We start from the raw sequence: 16,924 nt of genomic DNA, 5'->3' as shown, positions 1-16,924 counted from the left end.
GTTTTAAATATAGGGTTATTCCGTTGTATGTCTGTTTTACCCTACAATAAATATTGTATTTTTAACACTCTTAAACAATCAGTAATGAACAATACGATCAGTTATACGCTTCCGGCGCGGTTTAAGCAAATTGTTGCAAAATTCGGAGCCAGACCTTCTCTTTCTCTGGTGGATGAAAAGCCATATACCTATACCGAATTAAATCAGAGAATCGAAGCACTGATCAGGCTGCTTGAAGATCTGGGTTTGCAATCCGGTGATAAAGTTGCGATTTTAAGTACAAATATGCCCAATTGGGGAATTGCTTATTTTGCTATAACTTTCATGGGAGCCGTTGCTGTACCGCTTCTACCCGATTTTACTGTTTCTGAAATTGAAAATATTATCAACCATTCTGAAACGAAAGCCATCTTTGTTTCAGAAAAGCTGGCGACAAAACTAGATCAGTTGAAAGCGAATACAACGATTCGCCAGATTCGGATAGAGGATTTTACGGTGGCCAAAACGGATAATGAATTGCCAGTTTATCAGTTGAATCTGAAGCCTTCAAATTTGTATGATATTCAGGAAGATGACTTAGCTGCGATCATTTATACTTCAGGTACAACAGGCAATCCGAAAGGTGTAATGCTGAGCCATAAAAATATTTCAATTACAGCAGAGCAGGCGTTAAGTGTCAGACCAGTAAATGAAAATGATCGCTATCTTTCGATTCTCCCATTATCGCACACCTACGAAAATTCGTTGGGTTTTGTGATGCCGATGCTTTGTGGGTCATCTGTTTATTATCTTGGCAAACAACCAACTCCATCTGTTCTACTTCCAGCATTACTTGAAGTAAAGCCCACTATGATATTTGCTGTTCCGCTGATCATCGAAAAGATTTACCGGAATCGGATTCTTCCGGCTTTTACAAAAAAATGGACGGTTCGCCAGTTGTACAAAGTATCGTTTATCCGGAAAATTTTAAATCGTATTGCGGGCAAAAAATTAATGGAAACCTTTGGCGGTAAACTTGAATTCTTCGGTATTGGCGGTGCCAAGCTCGACCGTAAAGTAGAACAATTCCTGATAGAAGCTAATTTCCCGTACAGCATTGGTTATGGACTGACCGAAACTGCACCGCTTTTGGCCGGGATGAAAACATATGCCTTCCGTCTGCAATCCACCGGTCCGGCAATAGCCGGAGTTGAAATGAAAATTAATCATCCGGATCGGAAAACCGGCGAAGGAGAAATAGGGGCCAGAGGAGCCAATGTGATGAAGGGTTATTACAAAGAACCTTTATTGACAGCCGAGGTTATAACTCCCGATGGATGGTTTAAAACCGGAGATTTGGGCGCGTTCGACCAGGATGGGTATTTGCACATCAGAGGTCGGTTAAAAAACATTATCATTGGGGCGAGTGGCGAAAATATATATCCTGAAGAAATTGAGTCAGTCATCAATGAATTCCCTGATGTGCTTGAATCGCTGGTTGTTCATCAGAAAGGAAGATTGGTGGCTCTCGTACATTTGAACATGGAAGAGCTGCAGGCCAAATATTCGGAACTGATTGAAAAGGGTTCTCAACAGGCCGAACAAAAGATGAATGAGGTCTTGAAAGAATTACAAAACTACATTAACGAAAACGTAAACAAGTTTTCGCAGGTACAGTTGGTAACCATTCAGCCCGAACCTTTTGAAAAGACTGCCACGCAAAAGATTAAACGTTTTTTATACAATTAGCCATAAAGGCACGAGGACAAATTTAAGAAAACTCGTCCAGCGATGCGGGATTTACTCTTTGCTGTCAACAGGTTCCCATAGTTCTATCTTGTTTCCTTCGGTGTCCATGATATGTACAAATTTCCCATAATCGTAAGTTGCAATGCTGTCAAGTATGGTTACTCCGTTTCCTTTGAGTTTGGTTAGAAGTCCCTCAATATTCTGAACCCGGTAATTAATCATGAATTCCTTTTTAGATGGGGAAAAATATTCATCTCCTTTTTTGAAAGGACTCCATTGAAGAGAGTTTATCTCGTCAGGATTGTTAATGTCTCTGGATTCAAAACTCGACGAACCCCATTCGTTGATTTCAATCCCTAAATTTTTGGTATACCATTCTTTTGCTACCTGCGGATTTTCTGAATAAAAGAAAATACCTCCAATTCCTGTCACCTTTGGTGTTGTATCAACAGGTGAAGTTGAGTGGTCTGTTTGATTTTCGTTGTCTTTCATATTTTTTGTTTTTGTTGTTGAAGCACAGCTTGCAAAAAGTGCAACAAGTGAAATTATTGTCAATAATCTATTCATCCGGTTCTATTTTCTTTTTATAAACGGCAATTGACATATGAATTTTTGTCAAGCGGATCGTTATTTGTTTTACTCTGTAAACCCATTTCGTTGCATTCGTTCACTATTAATAAACAAAGCCATTCCTGTCTTCATTCGTTTGAAATTTTCTTTTTCATAAAACGTTTCCTTTCCGGGTGAAGCATATAAAATGAAATTGCAATTCGGAATTTTTTCAACAATGGTTTGAATGATCATTTTACCTATTCCCTTTCCCTGAAAGTCAGGAATTACGGCAACATCATAAATAGCAGCTTGATATTCTCCATCGGATATAGCTCTACCAAAACCTACCAGATTTTCTTCATCGAATACAAATACAACAACTTGGCTATTACTAAATGCTCGCTTGTGAATTTCGGCTGTATAATAAGCCATGCCAGCTTTTTGAAGTATTTCAACAATTAAATCCCAGTTAATATTTGCCGTATCAATTTGTAGTCGTAAGTTCATCGGTGCAAGTTTTTATAATTATCTAAATAAAGCCAGAAAATTTGTCAGAATCTCCTTTTTTATGGAATTAGTGTAGATAGTTTCACGTAGTGACTAATTGCCGTCCTTTTTTTACTTGTGTTTTAAGTGTCAGTTTAAGAAAGATGAATCCAATTGTTCCTGCAATAAATGAAGCGATAAGAATTGCAATTTTTGAATTGTTTACGATTTCAGTATCGTCAAAAGCAAGAAGTGTAATGAAGATTGACATTGTAAAACCAATACCAGCTAAAAATCCTGCGCCAATAATGTTTTTCCATTTCAAGTCGCTCGGCAATGCACAAATTCCGAAGCTAACACCAATAAATGAAAAGAGAAAAATGCCTAAAGGTTTTCCGATTAATAGCCCTGCAATAATCCCTAAACTATTGACTTGACCTAAACCACTTTGCCAACTGTCGCCAATTGAAATGCAAGTGTTGGCAATCGCAAATAAGGGGAGAATTAGAAATGCAACTGGTTTATGCAGTAAATGTTGAAGAATATATGACGGAGATTTCTCTCCACCGTTCCCAAATGGAACAGCTAAAGCCAATAAAACTCCTGTTATCGTTGCGTGAACGCCCGAATGCAGCATAAAATACCACATGACGATACCCCCAATTAAATAAGGAATTAAATTGTAAACTTTAAGTCGGTTGAGAATAATAAGCAAACCCCAGATGCCCAATGCAATAAACAAATTTGTAAAAACGATTGTGGTTGTGTAGAAAATTGCAATGATCAGAATTGCTCCCAGATCGTCGACTATTGCAACGGCCAGCAAGAATATTTTTAGTGAAGCAGGAACACGATTACCCAGAAGTGATAAAATTCCAATTGCAAAAGCAATATCTGTTGCCATTGGAATACCTGCACCTGCTTGAGTAGCTGTTCCGAAGTTGAGTACTAAAAATATCCCTGCAGGAATAAGCATACCGCCCAATGCCCCAACAATTGGCAATGAAGCATTTTTTATGTCGGAAAGCTCTCCTTTGTATATTTCTCGTTCTAATTCCAACCCAATGAGCAAAAAAAAGATAGTCATCAATCCATCATTAATCCAATGAACAATACTATGGCCGCCCAAATTAAAATGCCAAAAATTGATATAGTTTGTTTGCCAGGCAGAGTTTGCAAGAACAAGAGAAAGAGCGGTCACAAAAACTAAAATTAGTCCACCCGCTTTCTCGCTTTCAAAAAATTCTTTGTATAGCTTTGTTAATTTCATCCTATGTATCTCCTGGTTTTATGTTTATTGTAAATGCCGCCTACGTTTCGAAACGGTATGCAATGTAGAACCTCCCGGAAGTATGGCTTCTCCAATTTATTACTTTCCTGTCGAAGCACCGAAATCCGGCTGGGCTTTTTATTTCTCAATTGTAACAGTTTTAAATTCTTTTTGATTGATAGACAACCCGTATATTATCATAAAAAATCCTATTGTTACAGAAATATCAGCCATATTTACAATACCAGTATGGAACAAAACAAAATCAAAGTACAAAAAGTCTGTCACAGAACCATATAATATTCTATCATAGATATTTCCAAATCCACCGCCAATAGCAAAACTTATCCCAATAATTAGAAGTTTAGATAAATTATTCCTTTTCATCAAATAATAAAAAGCATATCCAATTACAATTAATGGTAATACAATCATTACTAATTTATAGATCGATCTTGGAATTGAATTTCCGAGTCCTAAAAATGCCCCTGTATTCTCAACCTTGGTAAGAATTAAATACTTACTTATTACATTTATATGAGTGTTATATTCAATGTTTTGTCTGACAATATCCTTTGAAATCTGGTCACAACTAATATTTGAAATCAATATAACTATAACAAGAAAATTCCTTAATGCTCTTTTTGCTTTCAACGCTTGTATTTATGTTTTTAAGTTTCTAATCACTCACTAATTCTAAATCATTTGTCCGTATTCCAGGTAGTGCAAAAACCTACGACTTATGCAAAGCTTGGTTCTGCGACAAAAAGGAAATCTAATATTAGTTGCAGTTGGCGGTAAAGTAAACATTTGGTGAATTATCTGCTCTTAAATCAAAATTTCCGTTAGGTGGGAAAGGCAAATTCCAAACACATACTTTATTTAGTTTAGGCATATTTTCGAGCCATAATGATCTGAGTTTTTTATTTGATGAAATATTAAGCTGCTCCAGATTTGTATGCGAACAACACAGTTGTACTAATGATTCATTTTGAGTTACATCCAGGATTTTTATTTCAGTTTGATAGCAACTCAATGATTCAAGTTTTAAGTTTTTTGCGACATCCAGCTTTTGGATTGTATTGTTCCCGCAATCTAAAAATGTCAGCGCTGAATTATTCGAGAGATCGATGCTGTCCAGTAAATTTTGTCCGCAAAAAAGAATACTTAATTCTTCGTTTTTAGAAATATCAAGCTTTGAAATTAGGTTTTCGTCACACCTTAAAACACCTAAATTATGATTCCCCGAAACATTAAGATCGGCAATTTTATTTGTGGCGCAAACTATAGTTCTAAGCATTAAATTTTTCGAAACATCAAGCATTCGTAAATCAGCATAGCTGCACCACAGATCTTTTAATGCTGAAACATTGGAAATGTCAAGCGAACTCAATTGAATGTTGTTACTACAATTCAGAAATTCGAGATTTGTACTTTTACTGAGATTTACATTACTGATTTTATTTACTCTGCAATCCAGGTACCTTAATTCTATATTTCCTGTTAAATCAAGTGAGTTGAGCTGATTGTGATAGCAATGTAATGTTTCAAGTGCAATGCAGGTAGAAAGGTCCAATTCTTCAAGGTTATTTTCATCACAATTAAATTCTTTCAGCGCAGAATTTCCTGATACATTAAGGGTCTTTAATTTGTTGTTTTCACAGTTTAACTTTGTCAAGAATTTCTTATCCGATATATCGAGATTAATTAATTTGTTACCTGAACAGTAAAATCCTGTCAGGTTCTGATTGTATTCCAGATTTAAATCTGCCAATTGATTTTCATTAACTGCAAGTTCCTTTAATGCACTATTTTTTGAAAGATCAATCTCTTTCAGGTTGTTTTTAGAACAAAAAAATGTTTCCAGATTGGTAAAGTTTTCAATTCCCTTTAAATCAAAAATTCCGGTTGCACTTACATCCAAATATGTCACTGCCTCAGCTTCAACCAGGCTAATCAATTTATCATTGTCAGTATCTACTCCACTTTCAATTAATGCATTTAAAAAAAGATTGTCAGTGATATCGACAAGTTTCTCATGCACAGTTTCTTTTCTGCATTGGTAAAAAACGAGAATAATAATCAGAAGTGAAATTCCTGTAATATTTCTTTTCATTTTAGTTGTTTTTTGTCGGCTGTTCAATATGAGAAATAACAACAAACACCACCAAGTTCATTGTCCTTTTTCAAAGCTTCAAAAAAGTATCAATCTGGGATATTTTGCTGTAAGTGTTTGATTTTTATGTTGTGTTAAATGTAATGGGTTGTGGCTAGATATCAAAGCTATTTATCCCTTATTTACTTGTTTTCTTCAGTTGTAAACCTGCACTTCCTATTGTCTTTATCATTTTAAAATGAAGTTTAAATTAACGATCAAACGGTTGACAAAAATAAAACTCACATTCAAGTCTGATCGTTGATAAGTTATTTATATTTATCAAAAAATATAGACCAATTGTTGGAAAGCGATTTTTGATCGGATACAGTCCGGTTGACTTGACAGTAAAGTGACCATACCTTACAACAATGACAAATTTTCGAACTAAAAAAGCCCGCGAAAAGTTACTCCATTCATTCGGTAAACTGAAAAGCGAATCGTTCGATATGGAGCAGATCGAAAGTTATTTCAGAAAGAAGGATCATTCCGGAGCTTTTCAGGTTTTGTCAGACAAAACATGTAATGATCTGGATTTTCAGGAATTATACCTATTTGTCGATCGCACCAATTCAAAGATCGGGCAGCAATTTTTATATAACCGGTTGCGAACCATTCCTTCGCATTCGAATGAAATCACAGGTTTTGAAACATTAATCGAAAAATTCGCGAATGAACCGGACTTCCGGGTCAATATTCAAAGTGAGCTGGCCCGATTGAACGACCGCGAAGCTTTTTACATTACCTCTCTTTTTCAGGAAGAGCATTTGAAGCCACCCAAATGGTTTTTTATTGTTCGGCTTCTGGCCTTTACCAGCCTGTTGTCGTTGGTCATGATGATTTTCAATCCAAGTCTGATTTTCATTTTTCTTGGAGTTTTTGTGATTAACATGGGCGTTCATTATTGGAATAAGAAAAACCTGTTTGAATATTTAGCCTCTTTGCCTCAATTACTTAAGTTAAGTAAAGTGGCCAAGGAACTGTTTAAAAATGACGCGCTCAAAGAAATCAATCCAAATCTTCAGCAATCGACCGACATTCTTGATCAGGTAAGGAACCGGATGTCGTTTTTCAACCTCGAAGTGAAACTTCAGAGCGACATGCAGGTATTTTTCTGGGGCGTTCTTGAGATTTTTAAAATAGCATTTCTAATTGAACCTTTACTTTTGTTCGGAGTACTTAAACGCTTGGAAAACAAACGTAAGGAAATTGAGACCATATTTGAATTTGTAGGGCATATTGACACTTTGATTTCAATTGCATCGTTCAGGCATGGACTTGAGAAATATTGCATTCCTGAAATCAGTAAAAAACAAAAACACCTGATTGCCGAAGAGGCTTACCACCCTTTAATTCCTGAATGCGTAAAGAACAGCATTACGGTTGATGGAAAGTCAATCCTGCTGACCGGTTCAAACATGTCGGGCAAAACATCGTTCATCCGCACCATCGGGATTAATGCAATCACTGCCATGACGCTAAATACCTGTTTTGCCGATCGTTTTTCGTTACCTCGATTAAAGGTGTTCTCGGCCATTCGAATCAGCGACGATTTGATGAATGATAAAAGCTATTATTTCGAAGAAGTTTTAACCATCAAGGAAATGGTTGACAATAGTTTCAGTTCGATTTCGAACCTGTTTTTGCTCGACGAAATATTTAAAGGTACCAATACAGTTGAACGAATTTCGGCAGGAAAAGCAGTACTTTCAGCCTTGACAAAAGAGAATAACCTAGTTTTTGTTTCGACGCACGACATTGAGCTGGCTGATTTGTTGAAAGACGAATATGAGTTGTATCATTTCAGCGAAAAAGTAGACCATAAGACGGTTGCTTTTGATTATACGTTAAAGGATGGAAAATTGAAAAACCGGAATGCGATCCGAATTCTACAGATCAACGATTATCCGGAATCGATAATTGCAGAAGCGATAGCACTCGCGAAGCAACTGGATAAAACGGCGATGAATTTACAAAGCGAGCATGTTGCAGAACCAGCAGGCATCCGGTAGCAGTATATTAGTGAGAAGTTGAACCACATAGACACATAGAAAAAAGAGTTTAAAAGAATATCGGTTTAAAGATATGATCGTTCGATTGAGACATTAATGTGAATCACACAAACGAACATTCAGAAGCCTATCATTTGCCGTCTGCTTTAGCTGACGGACTGATTGAAGAATTCGAAACGGCTTTAGCCACAGCATTTAGGGCTAAAGCCCCAATCTCTTATCTTCTTTTAACCCGTTCACTGAAGTGAACGGCAAAGGATAATTGCTCTTGAATTTGTTGAATGGGTATATAATCGCATTTTTATAGAAAACAATACACATTATGTGTCTGTTTATTAGATAATTATAGAATATGAAAATAGAAAATGTAATATTTGATTTTGGCGGTGTGTTGGTCGATTGGAATCCCAGGTACCTTTATCGCATTTATTTTCAGGATGAAAGTGAAATGGAGCATTTCCTCCATCACATTTGTACCGATGAATGGAATCTGGAACAAGACCGGGGATGTTCGTTAGCTGATGGTACTCGTTTGTTATTGGAGAAATTTCCAGAATATCATTCGTTGATAAAGCTTTATTACGACCAATGGGAAGTGATGCTTCACAGCGATATTCCCGAAACGGTTTCGCTGTTGTATCAATTGAAGGAGAAATACAAGCTCTTTGGTTTAACAAACTGGTCGGCTGAAACCATACCAATTGCCTACAAACGGTTTTCATTCTTTAAAGAATTCGATGGAATTGTGGTATCCGGTGAAGAAAAATTGATTAAGCCTGATCAGAAGTTATACCACTTATTGCTCGACCGATATAATCTGAAAGCGGAGCGTACCATTTTTATCGATGATAACCTGAAAAACATTAAAGCAGCCGAAGAGATTGGTTTAATTGCAATTCACTTTGAAAATTCGGGTCAACTGGAAGCTAAATTGCGGTCGATTGGAGCTTTGTAAATTAACGACAAGCAAGATTAATTTTATGAATATCCGATGAAATGATTGAGACTTTATTAACCACAGGAGCTGTTTTACTTAGGATACTTTCCAATCCGTTTGCGAACGTTTTTCAAAAGCAGCTCACGGCGAAAAAGAATCATCCCTTGCTGGTTAATTTTATGACCTATCTCCTACTCTCTTTCTTCTGCATTTTTATTGCACTAAACGTTCGCTGGCACGAATTACCGCAACAGTTTTGGTTTTATTCGGTACTTGGCGGAATTGCAGGCGCTCTGGGCAATGGATTTCTGGTGAAAGCGCTTCAGAAAGGCGATCTATCGGTACTTGGTCCAATCAACTCTTATAAATCGGTCGTTGGAATCGTTGCTGGAATTTTCTTATTGCGTGAAATCCCAAATGTCTGGGGAGTCATAGGTATAGTGTTGATTATATCTGGAAGTTATTTCGTTTTAGATACTACCGAGGAGCGATTCTCGTGGGCTCTCCTGAAGAAAAGCGAAATTCAGTTCAGGATTTGGGCCATGATACTAACCGCTATCGAAGCCGTTTTTATAAAGAAGATAATAATCGTTTCCTCTCCAACATTGGCTTTTGTGAGTTGGTGTTGGTTTGGGGCCATTTTTTCATTCCTTCTCTTATTCGCATATCAGCTCGATTTTAAAAAGGAACTGAAGAAAGTAGATCGATCTGATTTAAGCAAGTATGCTCTTTTGGTTGTTTGCGTTGGAACCATGCAGTTTACCACCAATTACACATTCGATCACATGCCTGTTGGATATGCGTTATCACTCTTTCAGCTTTCGACGATTGTTAGTGTATTGCTCGGACACCGGATATTTAAAGAACTTGGAATCCGCAAAAAGCTAATTGGCACGGCCATCATGATTGTTGGGTCAATTGTTATTATACTTTTGAAGGGGAATTGAACAGATAAAATCGCACTTTTGTAGGTACTCCAAAACGATCTAAAATATTTTCAAATGGATAAGAAGTTAACATTCGTATGTATTGCAGGATTTCTCCTGATGTTTGTCGTTCAAACATTTGCATGTACAACATTCCTTATTTCAGGAAAATATACTGCCGATGGCAGGCCAATGCTTTTTAAGAACCGCGATACCGATCAGATGCAGAATTCGCTCGCCTATTTTACCGATGGCAAATACAAATACATCGGGTTGGTTGACGGCACAAAAGATTGGAGCAAAGCCATTTGGGGCGGATACAACGAAACCGGATTCGCGATCATCAATACAGCAGCTTACAACAATAACCTGGGCGACACCACCAAATTTATGGATCAGGAAGGAGTGGTTATGAAGTTGGCCTTGCAAACTTGCCAATCGTTGTCAGACTTTGAAAAATTGCTCGAAACACTTCCAAAACCAATGGGCGTTGATGCCAATTTCGGCGTTATTGATGCTTCAGGCGGCGCAGCTTATTACGAAACGGGTAATCGCGATTTCATAAAATACGATGCCAACGATCCGGCAATTGCTCCCAATGGACTTTTGATTCGCACCAATCACTCGATGCGGGCCGATCTGACTAAAGGTTTTGGCTTCTGCCGGTACCACACTGCCAAAGGAGTTTTAAATCAGGCTGCCGCCGATAAAAAACTGACACCTTCGTTTTTGTTTAATCACTTGTCGCGCAACCTCACCCATTCCTTAACCAAAACCGATTTGTGGGCCGAACTTCCGGCAAAAAGAGATGTTCCTGAATTTAAGTTTTTCATCGATTACATTCCTCGGGTTATCACTTCGGCAGCCATTTGTATTGTTGGGGCAAAAGATAAGGAACATGCTGATCAGGCAATGATGTGGACAGTATTGGGTTTTCCGCTAACATCAGTCGCCATACCGGTTTGGATTGCAGGAGGCGAAAACCTGCCCAAGGCAGTGACAATGAACGATCAGTTTAGATCGCCAATTTGTTCGGCAGCCTTGAAGTTTAAAGAAGAATGTTTCCCGGTAACCTATGATCGGATGAATAATTACATCAATCTGTCGGCTGTTATTAACAAGCAAAAGACCGGATACGTGCAGTTACTACAACCCATTGAGTCGATGATATTCGAAAAAGAATCGGATCTGGAGAAAAAAGAGTGCACCTCTCAAAACATACAGTCGTTCTACAATTGGGTTGATCGGTTTTTGGATAAAGCTTATCAGGAACAATTTAATCTGGAATTGTTTAAAAATTAGTGTTGGATTAAGTTTTAAATATGCAGGTCATGCTGAATTGATTTCAGCATCTTTTATTGAACCAAATAGTTTATTTTTGTGCCGTGAAAAGATTCCTGAAAATATCGGCGGTTTTGAGTATTTCTGTTCTGTATTGCTTAATGATAGGCATATACAGCGGAAATGTGTATAATTTGAATACCCTCTCAAAATCTGCGAATCAGGTTATTTTTACTTCGTCCGATTCGATGAGTTTGTTTTGTAACTCAGAGCGAACTGAAAGCCTGGCAAGTGTTTACAGCTCGTTTTCGCGTACCTCTTTTAAAAACTCGTTTAATCAATTTTCTGCTTGTCCGATTGCTGCTGGTAAGTTGCTTTTTAATAAATACTTACCTTACATTTATCGTTCTGAAAATCTGGCGATCGGGTTCAAGCCTACCGATATCATTTTCCCTTTCCATTATTTCTGGTAATCCATTTATTCCTGTTTCTTGCTAACGCAAGGTAATTCTATTTTCATTTTGCAGATAGGACTGGCATAGTTATGTCTGCCAGATCATATATTTACGTTTTAAACAAATAAAGAAATGGATTCAAGTACAATAGTAATCGGAGGTATAATCGTACTCTTCGTCATTACCCTTTACGTATTAATTATCAATAGTAAAAAGAGAAAAGAAACACAATTTTTACAACCTCTCAGGCAATTAGCTGAAAAGGATAATTGTAAAATTTCGCAATATGACATTTGGAACAATTCGGTTATAGGTATAGATGCAACCCAAAATATGGTTTTTGCAATTCGGAGAACGAAGGAAAAAGAAACCAGTATTGTAGTGAACCTCGCTGAAATTTTTCGGTGCAAGGTTGCCGAAATTAGCCGCACTTCAGGACCTAAGGAAGGCAATATAAAAGCTTTCGACCGGATAGACCTGGTATTTACCAACAAGGATAAAAGCAAAGTTGATGTAGTTGTGGAGTTCTACAACGCAAATACAGATCGGCTAACTTTGACCGGAGAACTTCAGCTTGCCGAAAAATGGTGTGTGCTGGTAAATAATAAAGCTGCATCGCTTAGCAAATAACTCAGTTAAACTACGAACGCCCTGAAGGAAATATCTTCAGGGCGTTTTTTTTGACTTTTTTCTGAATTATTCTTCGGATTTCGATTTGTAATACCTCCGGTACAACACTTTCTTCAAGTCGCGGAAGATCACCTGATGCGCCAAAACTTCCAAATCGTTGTAATGTGGCAGTTCCTGTGTTGTTTTGGCTATTTCGTGTTCAGTAATGTCAACCTGATACAAAACAGCCATCAATCGGCTGTAATCGCGGTCGAGATACACTGAAATCTGGTTAATCAGTTGCTCATGAAGTTCGTGGTAAGCATTCTCAATGTTTCCGGAGAAGGTAATTTCAATGCCAAACATGCGAAAATCTTTCATGATTTGCTGTGCCGTTTCCTGAATAATGTCTTCTTTATTCAGGAAAAACTCGATGTTGTTGTTTTGCAGATTGACTAATTCCATAGCGAAATTGTTTGTTAATCACTGGGAACACAGTGTTTATACAAAGGGTTCAGCGGGTGACTCTTTAAAAGTTCAAGATATGAAAAAAAAGTGAGCGGGTGACTCGAAGTCACCCGCTCACAAAATATAGACAAAAATTAAATATCTATTTGCCTCTTTCTGCCTTTGTGGCAACTAGACTATAACTGTTTAAAGAAGTCATTCCCTTTGTCGTCAACAATGATGAACGCAGGGAAATTTTCAACACGGATTTTGCGAACTGCTTCCATTCCAAGTTCTTCCATATCAATGACTTCGCTCGATTTGATGCTGTCCTTGGCCAGAATTGCTGCTGGTCCGCCAATAGAACCGAGGTAGAATCCGCCGTGTTTTTTACAGGCATCGGTAACTGCCTGGCTGCGGTTTCCTTTGGCAACCATCACCATCGAACCACCTTTGCTCATAAAGAAGTCAACGTATGGATCCATACGCCCGGCGGTAGTTGGTCCAAAACTTCCTGAAGCCATTCCTTTCGGAGTTTTTGCAGGTCCTGCGTAATAAACAGGATACCGTTTCAGGTATTCAGGCATTGGCTGACCGGCATCCAACATTTCTTTCAGGCGAAGGTGAGCCATATCGCGTGCTACAATCAATGTTCCTGAAAGGTTCAGGCGTGTTTTAATCGGATATTGCGATAATTTTTTCAATACATCTTCCATAGGCTGATCCAGATCAATATCCACCGCAGGAGTCATTCCTGGAGCCTGTGCGGGAAGAAAACGTGCCGGATTCTTTTCCAATTCTTCCAGGAAAATACCGTCTTCTGTAATTTTTGCCTTGATGTTACGGTCGGCCGAGCAACTAACCCCAATTCCAACTGGACAAGAAGCTGCGTGGCGTGGTAACCGAATCACCCGGACATCGTGAACAAAGTATTTGCCACCAAACTGGGCGCCAAGGCCACATTCCTGTGCAATTTTTTCAATTTTCTTTTCCCATTCCAGATCGCGGAAAGCCTGTCCACCTTCGTTTCCTTCGGTTGGCAGATGATCCAGATAACCAGCAGATGCTTTTTTTACGGTTGCCAAATTGGCTTCGGCAGAAGTTCCGCCAACAACAATAGCCAAATGGTATGGAGGGCAAGCCGAAGTACCTAAATCCATAATTTTTTCCTTGATGAATTTGGTCAGGTTTTCTTCAGTCAGCAACGACTTGGTCTGCTGATACAAGTATGTTTTATTGCCCGAACCACCGCCTTTAGTAATGAAAAGGAATTCGTAGGCGTTTCCTTTTTCGGCATAAATATCAATTTGGGCAGGCAGGTTTGTTCCCGTATTTTTCTCTTCGGTCATGGTAAACGGCACCACTTGTGAGTAGCGCAGGTTCCGTTCCTGATAGGTATTGTATATTCCTTTCGAAAGGTATTCGGCATCATCGGCGCCAGTATAAACATTTTCACCTTTTTTACCCATCACGATAGCGGTTCCGGTATCCTGGCAAGTTGGCAATTCGCCTTCAGCAGAAACAACCTGATTCATCAGCATGGTATAAGCTACAAAGCGGTCGTTATCGGTTGCTTCCGGATCTTTCAGGATTAATGCCAGTTTTTCGAGGTGCGCAGCACGCAGATAGAACGAAACATCGGCAAAAGCTTCTTTGGCCAGAAATTCAAGTCCTTCAGGAGCAACTTTTAAAATTTTGCGACCATCAAACTCAACAGTCGATACAAAATCTTTGGTCAAAAGACGATACGCAGTGGTATCTTTCTTAATCGGAAATGGTTTTTGATAAGCGAATTTGGACATTTTATTGTGTTGTAAATGAGTGATTAATAGATTTAATTCCGAATCAAACGAATGGGCTTGAAACGGTAACAAATATAGTCAATCCATCAGGATTAACAGGCAAAACGTTGAAACCATTTCTGTTGAAGCGTGACTTTTAACACAAAATTCAGAAGTAAATCAGAGGTAAGTCAACTCGAAATAATCTGTTGGAAGCAGACAATAAGAATTATTCTATATTTGTCTTGCTGATAAATTTTGATTGTTTGGCCAAATCTTCATTCTGAAATAAATCATTAAAAATAATGGGCATTAAAAATCTGAAAAACATCCTTCATCGCCGGTTTGGCGGAATCCTTTTACTTTATCTTGTTTTTATCTCTATTTCGCTGGTCAGCAGAACGGTTTTGTTGAGTATGTCGTTCAAAGATGTCAGCTTTAATCCGCTGAATATCATTTGGTCGTATGGAGCTGGTCTGTTCATGGATACTGTTGCTTTCTCGTATTTCATGATTCCTTTCGTGCTTTTCCTGATGTTTGTTTCTGACCGGATTTTTAATTCAGCATTTCACCGGAACTTTGCCTATGTGGCTTATTTTATCACGTTCTATATTCTTTTGTTCAATGGCGTTTCGGAGTATTTCTTTTGGGAAGAATTTGGGGTAAGATACAACTTTATAGCCGTTGACTATCTGGTTTATACCACCGAGGTTCTGGGAAATATTAAAGAGTCATATCCTTTGCCGCTGCTGGTTTCAGGAATACTCTTCGCAGATATTCTTCTCACTTATTTGGTTGTGAAAAAGAAATTACTGGTCGGTTCGCTGGCAAGTAAAAGCATTGTTAAAAGCAGGCTGAAAACAGGATTGGTGTTGCTTTGCATTCCGGCATTATCGTTTATCCTGATTAAAAATACAACTGTAGAAATTACTAAAAACCGCTACAACAATGAGTTGGCTAAAAACGGAATTCATTCGTTATTTGCAGCTTTTCTAAACAGTGAACTCGATTACGATCTTTTTTATGCAGTCCATGATAATCAAGAGAATTTCAAGCAGCTTCGTAGCTTGCTGAAAAGCGAAAACAGCAAGTACCTGAGTAACGAACCTCTCGATATAACAAGGGAAATTACCAATTCAGGAGAAGAAAAACGTTACAATGTGGTTTTTATCACGGTTGAAAGTTTAAGCGCCGAGTTTCTGGGATTTAAGCGAAATAAAAAAGAGAATCCTTGGGATTTTAGTGGAAATGTGACCAAATACAAAGGGAATGTAACTCCTTATCTGGATGCCATTGCCGATAGTTCTCTGTTATTCACAAACCTTTATGCTGTTGGAACCCGCACCATTTACGGACTTGAAGCGGTAACTCTTGGTGCACCGCCCAAACCCGGACAAAGTGTGGTTAAACGTGCAAACAACGAAAATATGTTTTCGGTTGGGCAAATCTTCAAAGAACGCGGATATGATCTGAAATACATCTATGGAGGTTATGGCTATTTCGACAACATGAACTATTTTTTCTCGCACAATGGCTACCAGATTGTTGATCGAAGCGATTTGAAGGAGGACGAAATTACTTTTAAAAATGCCTGGGGTGTGTGCGATCAGGATCTTTTTAACCGGACATTGAAAGAATGCGACAAGTCGTTTGCAGCAGGAAAACCATTTCTGAATCATTTGATGACCACATCGAACCATCGCCCATTTACTTATCCTGATGGTGTAATTGATATTCCATCGCATACCACACGTGCCGGCGGAATAAAATATTGTGACTTTGCTATTGGCGAATTCATTCAAAAAGCAAGTGAAAAGCCGTGGTTTAAGAACACGATTTTTGTTATTGTAGCCGACCATTGTGCCGGAAGCGCCGGACAGGCCGAATTGCCGTTTATGGAATATCAGATCCCATTTATGATCTATAATCCGGGATTGGTTCGTCCGCAACAAATAGGCAAACTTTGTAGCCAGATTGATGTTGCCCCAACCTTGTTAGGTGTTATGAACTGGAGTTATAAAACAAAATTCTTTGGAAAAGACATTTTAAAAATGACTCCGGAAGAAGAACGGGCGTTTATCTCAAACTACCAGAAACTGGGTTACATCAAAAACGACCGCTTATCGATTTTAAGTCCGCAGCAAAAAATTACCCATTACAAAATCAATCCTCAAACCGGTGAAATGAAGGTTGAAGCTACTGACCCTGAAATTGAAAACGAAGCCATTATTTATTATCAGTCGGCCAATTATGTGTATAAGAATAAACTTAACAAGTGGGATTAA

Annotated in this window: 15 protein-coding genes; 8 read left to right on the top strand and 7 right to left on the bottom strand. The window is 38.2% G+C overall.

All coding sequences use genetic code 11. The annotated features are described in order from the left end of the window. Positions 1-84: 84 nt before the first annotated feature. Positions 85-1,728, top strand: coding sequence for an AMP-binding protein (locus AQPE_RS23145; RefSeq protein ID WP_318348848.1), 1,644 nt, complete (start codon positions 85-87; stop codon positions 1,726-1,728). Positions 1,729-1,779: 51 nt separating this feature from the next. Here the strand turns inward: AQPE_RS23145 and AQPE_RS23140 are convergent, their stop codons facing one another. The 5 genes from AQPE_RS23140 to AQPE_RS23120 all read right to left on the bottom strand — a co-directional run bounded on the left by AQPE_RS23140 (position 1,780) and on the right by AQPE_RS23120 (position 6,152). Next, a complete protein-coding gene (locus AQPE_RS23140) occupies positions 1,780-2,220 on the bottom strand; it encodes a VOC family protein (RefSeq protein WP_318348847.1) in 441 nt (146 codons plus the stop codon). A gap of 144 nt (positions 2,221-2,364) precedes the next feature. Further along, entirely contained in the window at positions 2,365-2,787 is a 423-nt protein-coding gene (locus tag AQPE_RS23135) for a GNAT family N-acetyltransferase (protein WP_318348846.1), read from the bottom strand. An 82-nt stretch (positions 2,788-2,869) separates the two neighbouring features. Continuing rightward, entirely contained in the window at positions 2,870-4,036 is a 1,167-nt protein-coding gene (nhaA, locus tag AQPE_RS23130; protein WP_318348845.1) for a Na+/H+ antiporter NhaA, read from the bottom strand. Positions 4,037-4,174: 138 nt separating this feature from the next. Then, on the bottom strand, positions 4,175-4,690 hold the full coding sequence (lspA, locus tag AQPE_RS23125; protein WP_318348844.1) for a signal peptidase II: 516 nt from the start codon (positions 4,688-4,690) through the stop codon (positions 4,175-4,177). A gap of 127 nt (positions 4,691-4,817) precedes the next feature. Then, on the bottom strand, positions 4,818-6,152 hold the full coding sequence (locus AQPE_RS23120) for a hypothetical protein (protein WP_318348843.1): 1,335 nt from the start codon (positions 6,150-6,152) through the stop codon (positions 4,818-4,820). Positions 6,153-6,562: 410 nt separating this feature from the next. Between AQPE_RS23120 and AQPE_RS23115 the strand changes: the two genes are divergently transcribed. The 6 genes from AQPE_RS23115 to AQPE_RS23090 all read left to right on the top strand — a co-directional run bounded on the left by AQPE_RS23115 (position 6,563) and on the right by AQPE_RS23090 (position 12,432). Then, the gene (locus AQPE_RS23115; RefSeq protein WP_318348842.1) at positions 6,563-8,203 is read left to right on the top strand and encodes a MutS-related protein; all 1,641 of its coding nucleotides are present in this window, start codon (positions 6,563-6,565) and stop codon (positions 8,201-8,203) included. A 352-nt stretch (positions 8,204-8,555) separates the two neighbouring features. Then, positions 8,556-9,158, top strand: coding sequence for an HAD family hydrolase (locus AQPE_RS23110; protein ID WP_318348841.1), 603 nt, complete (start codon positions 8,556-8,558; stop codon positions 9,156-9,158). A 41-nt stretch (positions 9,159-9,199) separates the two neighbouring features. Beyond that, positions 9,200-10,087, top strand: coding sequence for an EamA family transporter (locus AQPE_RS23105; RefSeq protein WP_318348840.1), 888 nt, complete (start codon positions 9,200-9,202; stop codon positions 10,085-10,087). Between the two features lie 54 nt (positions 10,088-10,141). Further along, on the top strand, positions 10,142-11,368 hold the full coding sequence (locus AQPE_RS23100; protein WP_318348839.1) for a carcinine hydrolase/isopenicillin-N N-acyltransferase family protein: 1,227 nt from the start codon (positions 10,142-10,144) through the stop codon (positions 11,366-11,368). An 83-nt stretch (positions 11,369-11,451) separates the two neighbouring features. Further along, positions 11,452-11,820 (top strand): hypothetical protein, encoded by a 369-nt coding sequence (locus AQPE_RS23095; RefSeq protein ID WP_318348838.1) that lies wholly within the window; start codon positions 11,452-11,454, stop codon positions 11,818-11,820. Between the two features lie 114 nt (positions 11,821-11,934). Then, positions 11,935-12,432, top strand: coding sequence for a hypothetical protein (locus tag AQPE_RS23090; protein WP_318348837.1), 498 nt, complete (start codon positions 11,935-11,937; stop codon positions 12,430-12,432). A 66-nt stretch (positions 12,433-12,498) separates the two neighbouring features. Here AQPE_RS23090 and AQPE_RS23085 read toward each other — a convergent pair whose 3' ends face one another. Beyond that, positions 12,499-12,876 carry a hypothetical protein gene (locus AQPE_RS23085; RefSeq protein ID WP_318348836.1) on the bottom strand — a complete coding sequence of 126 codons (378 nt, stop codon included), beginning with the start codon at positions 12,874-12,876 and terminating at the stop codon, positions 12,499-12,501. Between the two features lie 179 nt (positions 12,877-13,055). Then, a complete protein-coding gene (locus tag AQPE_RS23080; protein WP_318348835.1) occupies positions 13,056-14,660 on the bottom strand; it encodes a fumarate hydratase in 1,605 nt (534 codons plus the stop codon). Between the two features lie 284 nt (positions 14,661-14,944). Here AQPE_RS23080 and AQPE_RS23075 point away from each other — a divergent pair, with 284 nt between their 5' ends. After that, positions 14,945-16,924 carry an LTA synthase family protein gene (locus tag AQPE_RS23075; RefSeq protein ID WP_318348834.1) on the top strand — a complete coding sequence of 660 codons (1,980 nt, stop codon included), beginning with the start codon at positions 14,945-14,947 and terminating at the stop codon, positions 16,922-16,924.

This window comes from Aquipluma nitroreducens (assembly GCF_009689585.1).
GTDB lineage: Bacteria > Bacteroidota > Bacteroidia > Bacteroidales > Prolixibacteraceae > Aquipluma > Aquipluma nitroreducens.
This window is presented reverse-complemented; position numbering and strand designations above follow the sequence as displayed.

What these genes read in the sequence shown, in the direction of transcription:
- AQPE_RS23145 (WP_318348848.1), top strand. Translation starts at nt 85, where the DNA reads ATGAACAATACGATCAGTTATACGCTTCCGGCGCGGTTTAAGCAAATT.
- AQPE_RS23140 (WP_318348847.1), bottom strand. Translation starts at nt 2,220, where the DNA reads ATGAAAGACAACGAAAATCAAACAGACCACTCAACTTCACCTGTTGAT.
- AQPE_RS23135 (WP_318348846.1), bottom strand. Translation starts at nt 2,787, where the DNA reads ATGAACTTACGACTACAAATTGATACGGCAAATATTAACTGGGATTTA.
- nhaA (WP_318348845.1), bottom strand. Translation starts at nt 4,036, where the DNA reads ATGAAATTAACAAAGCTATACAAAGAATTTTTTGAAAGCGAGAAAGCG.
- AQPE_RS23120 (WP_318348843.1), bottom strand. Translation starts at nt 6,152, where the DNA reads ATGAAAAGAAATATTACAGGAATTTCACTTCTGATTATTATTCTCGTT.
- AQPE_RS23115 (WP_318348842.1), top strand. Translation starts at nt 6,563, where the DNA reads ATGACAAATTTTCGAACTAAAAAAGCCCGCGAAAAGTTACTCCATTCA.
- AQPE_RS23110 (WP_318348841.1), top strand. Translation starts at nt 8,556, where the DNA reads ATGAAAATAGAAAATGTAATATTTGATTTTGGCGGTGTGTTGGTCGAT.
- AQPE_RS23105 (WP_318348840.1), top strand. Translation starts at nt 9,200, where the DNA reads ATGATTGAGACTTTATTAACCACAGGAGCTGTTTTACTTAGGATACTT.
- AQPE_RS23100 (WP_318348839.1), top strand. Translation starts at nt 10,142, where the DNA reads ATGGATAAGAAGTTAACATTCGTATGTATTGCAGGATTTCTCCTGATG.
- AQPE_RS23090 (WP_318348837.1), top strand. Translation starts at nt 11,935, where the DNA reads ATGGATTCAAGTACAATAGTAATCGGAGGTATAATCGTACTCTTCGTC.
- AQPE_RS23085 (WP_318348836.1), bottom strand. Translation starts at nt 12,876, where the DNA reads ATGGAATTAGTCAATCTGCAAAACAACAACATCGAGTTTTTCCTGAAT.
- AQPE_RS23080 (WP_318348835.1), bottom strand. Translation starts at nt 14,660, where the DNA reads ATGTCCAAATTCGCTTATCAAAAACCATTTCCGATTAAGAAAGATACC.
- AQPE_RS23075 (WP_318348834.1), top strand. Translation starts at nt 14,945, where the DNA reads ATGGGCATTAAAAATCTGAAAAACATCCTTCATCGCCGGTTTGGCGGA.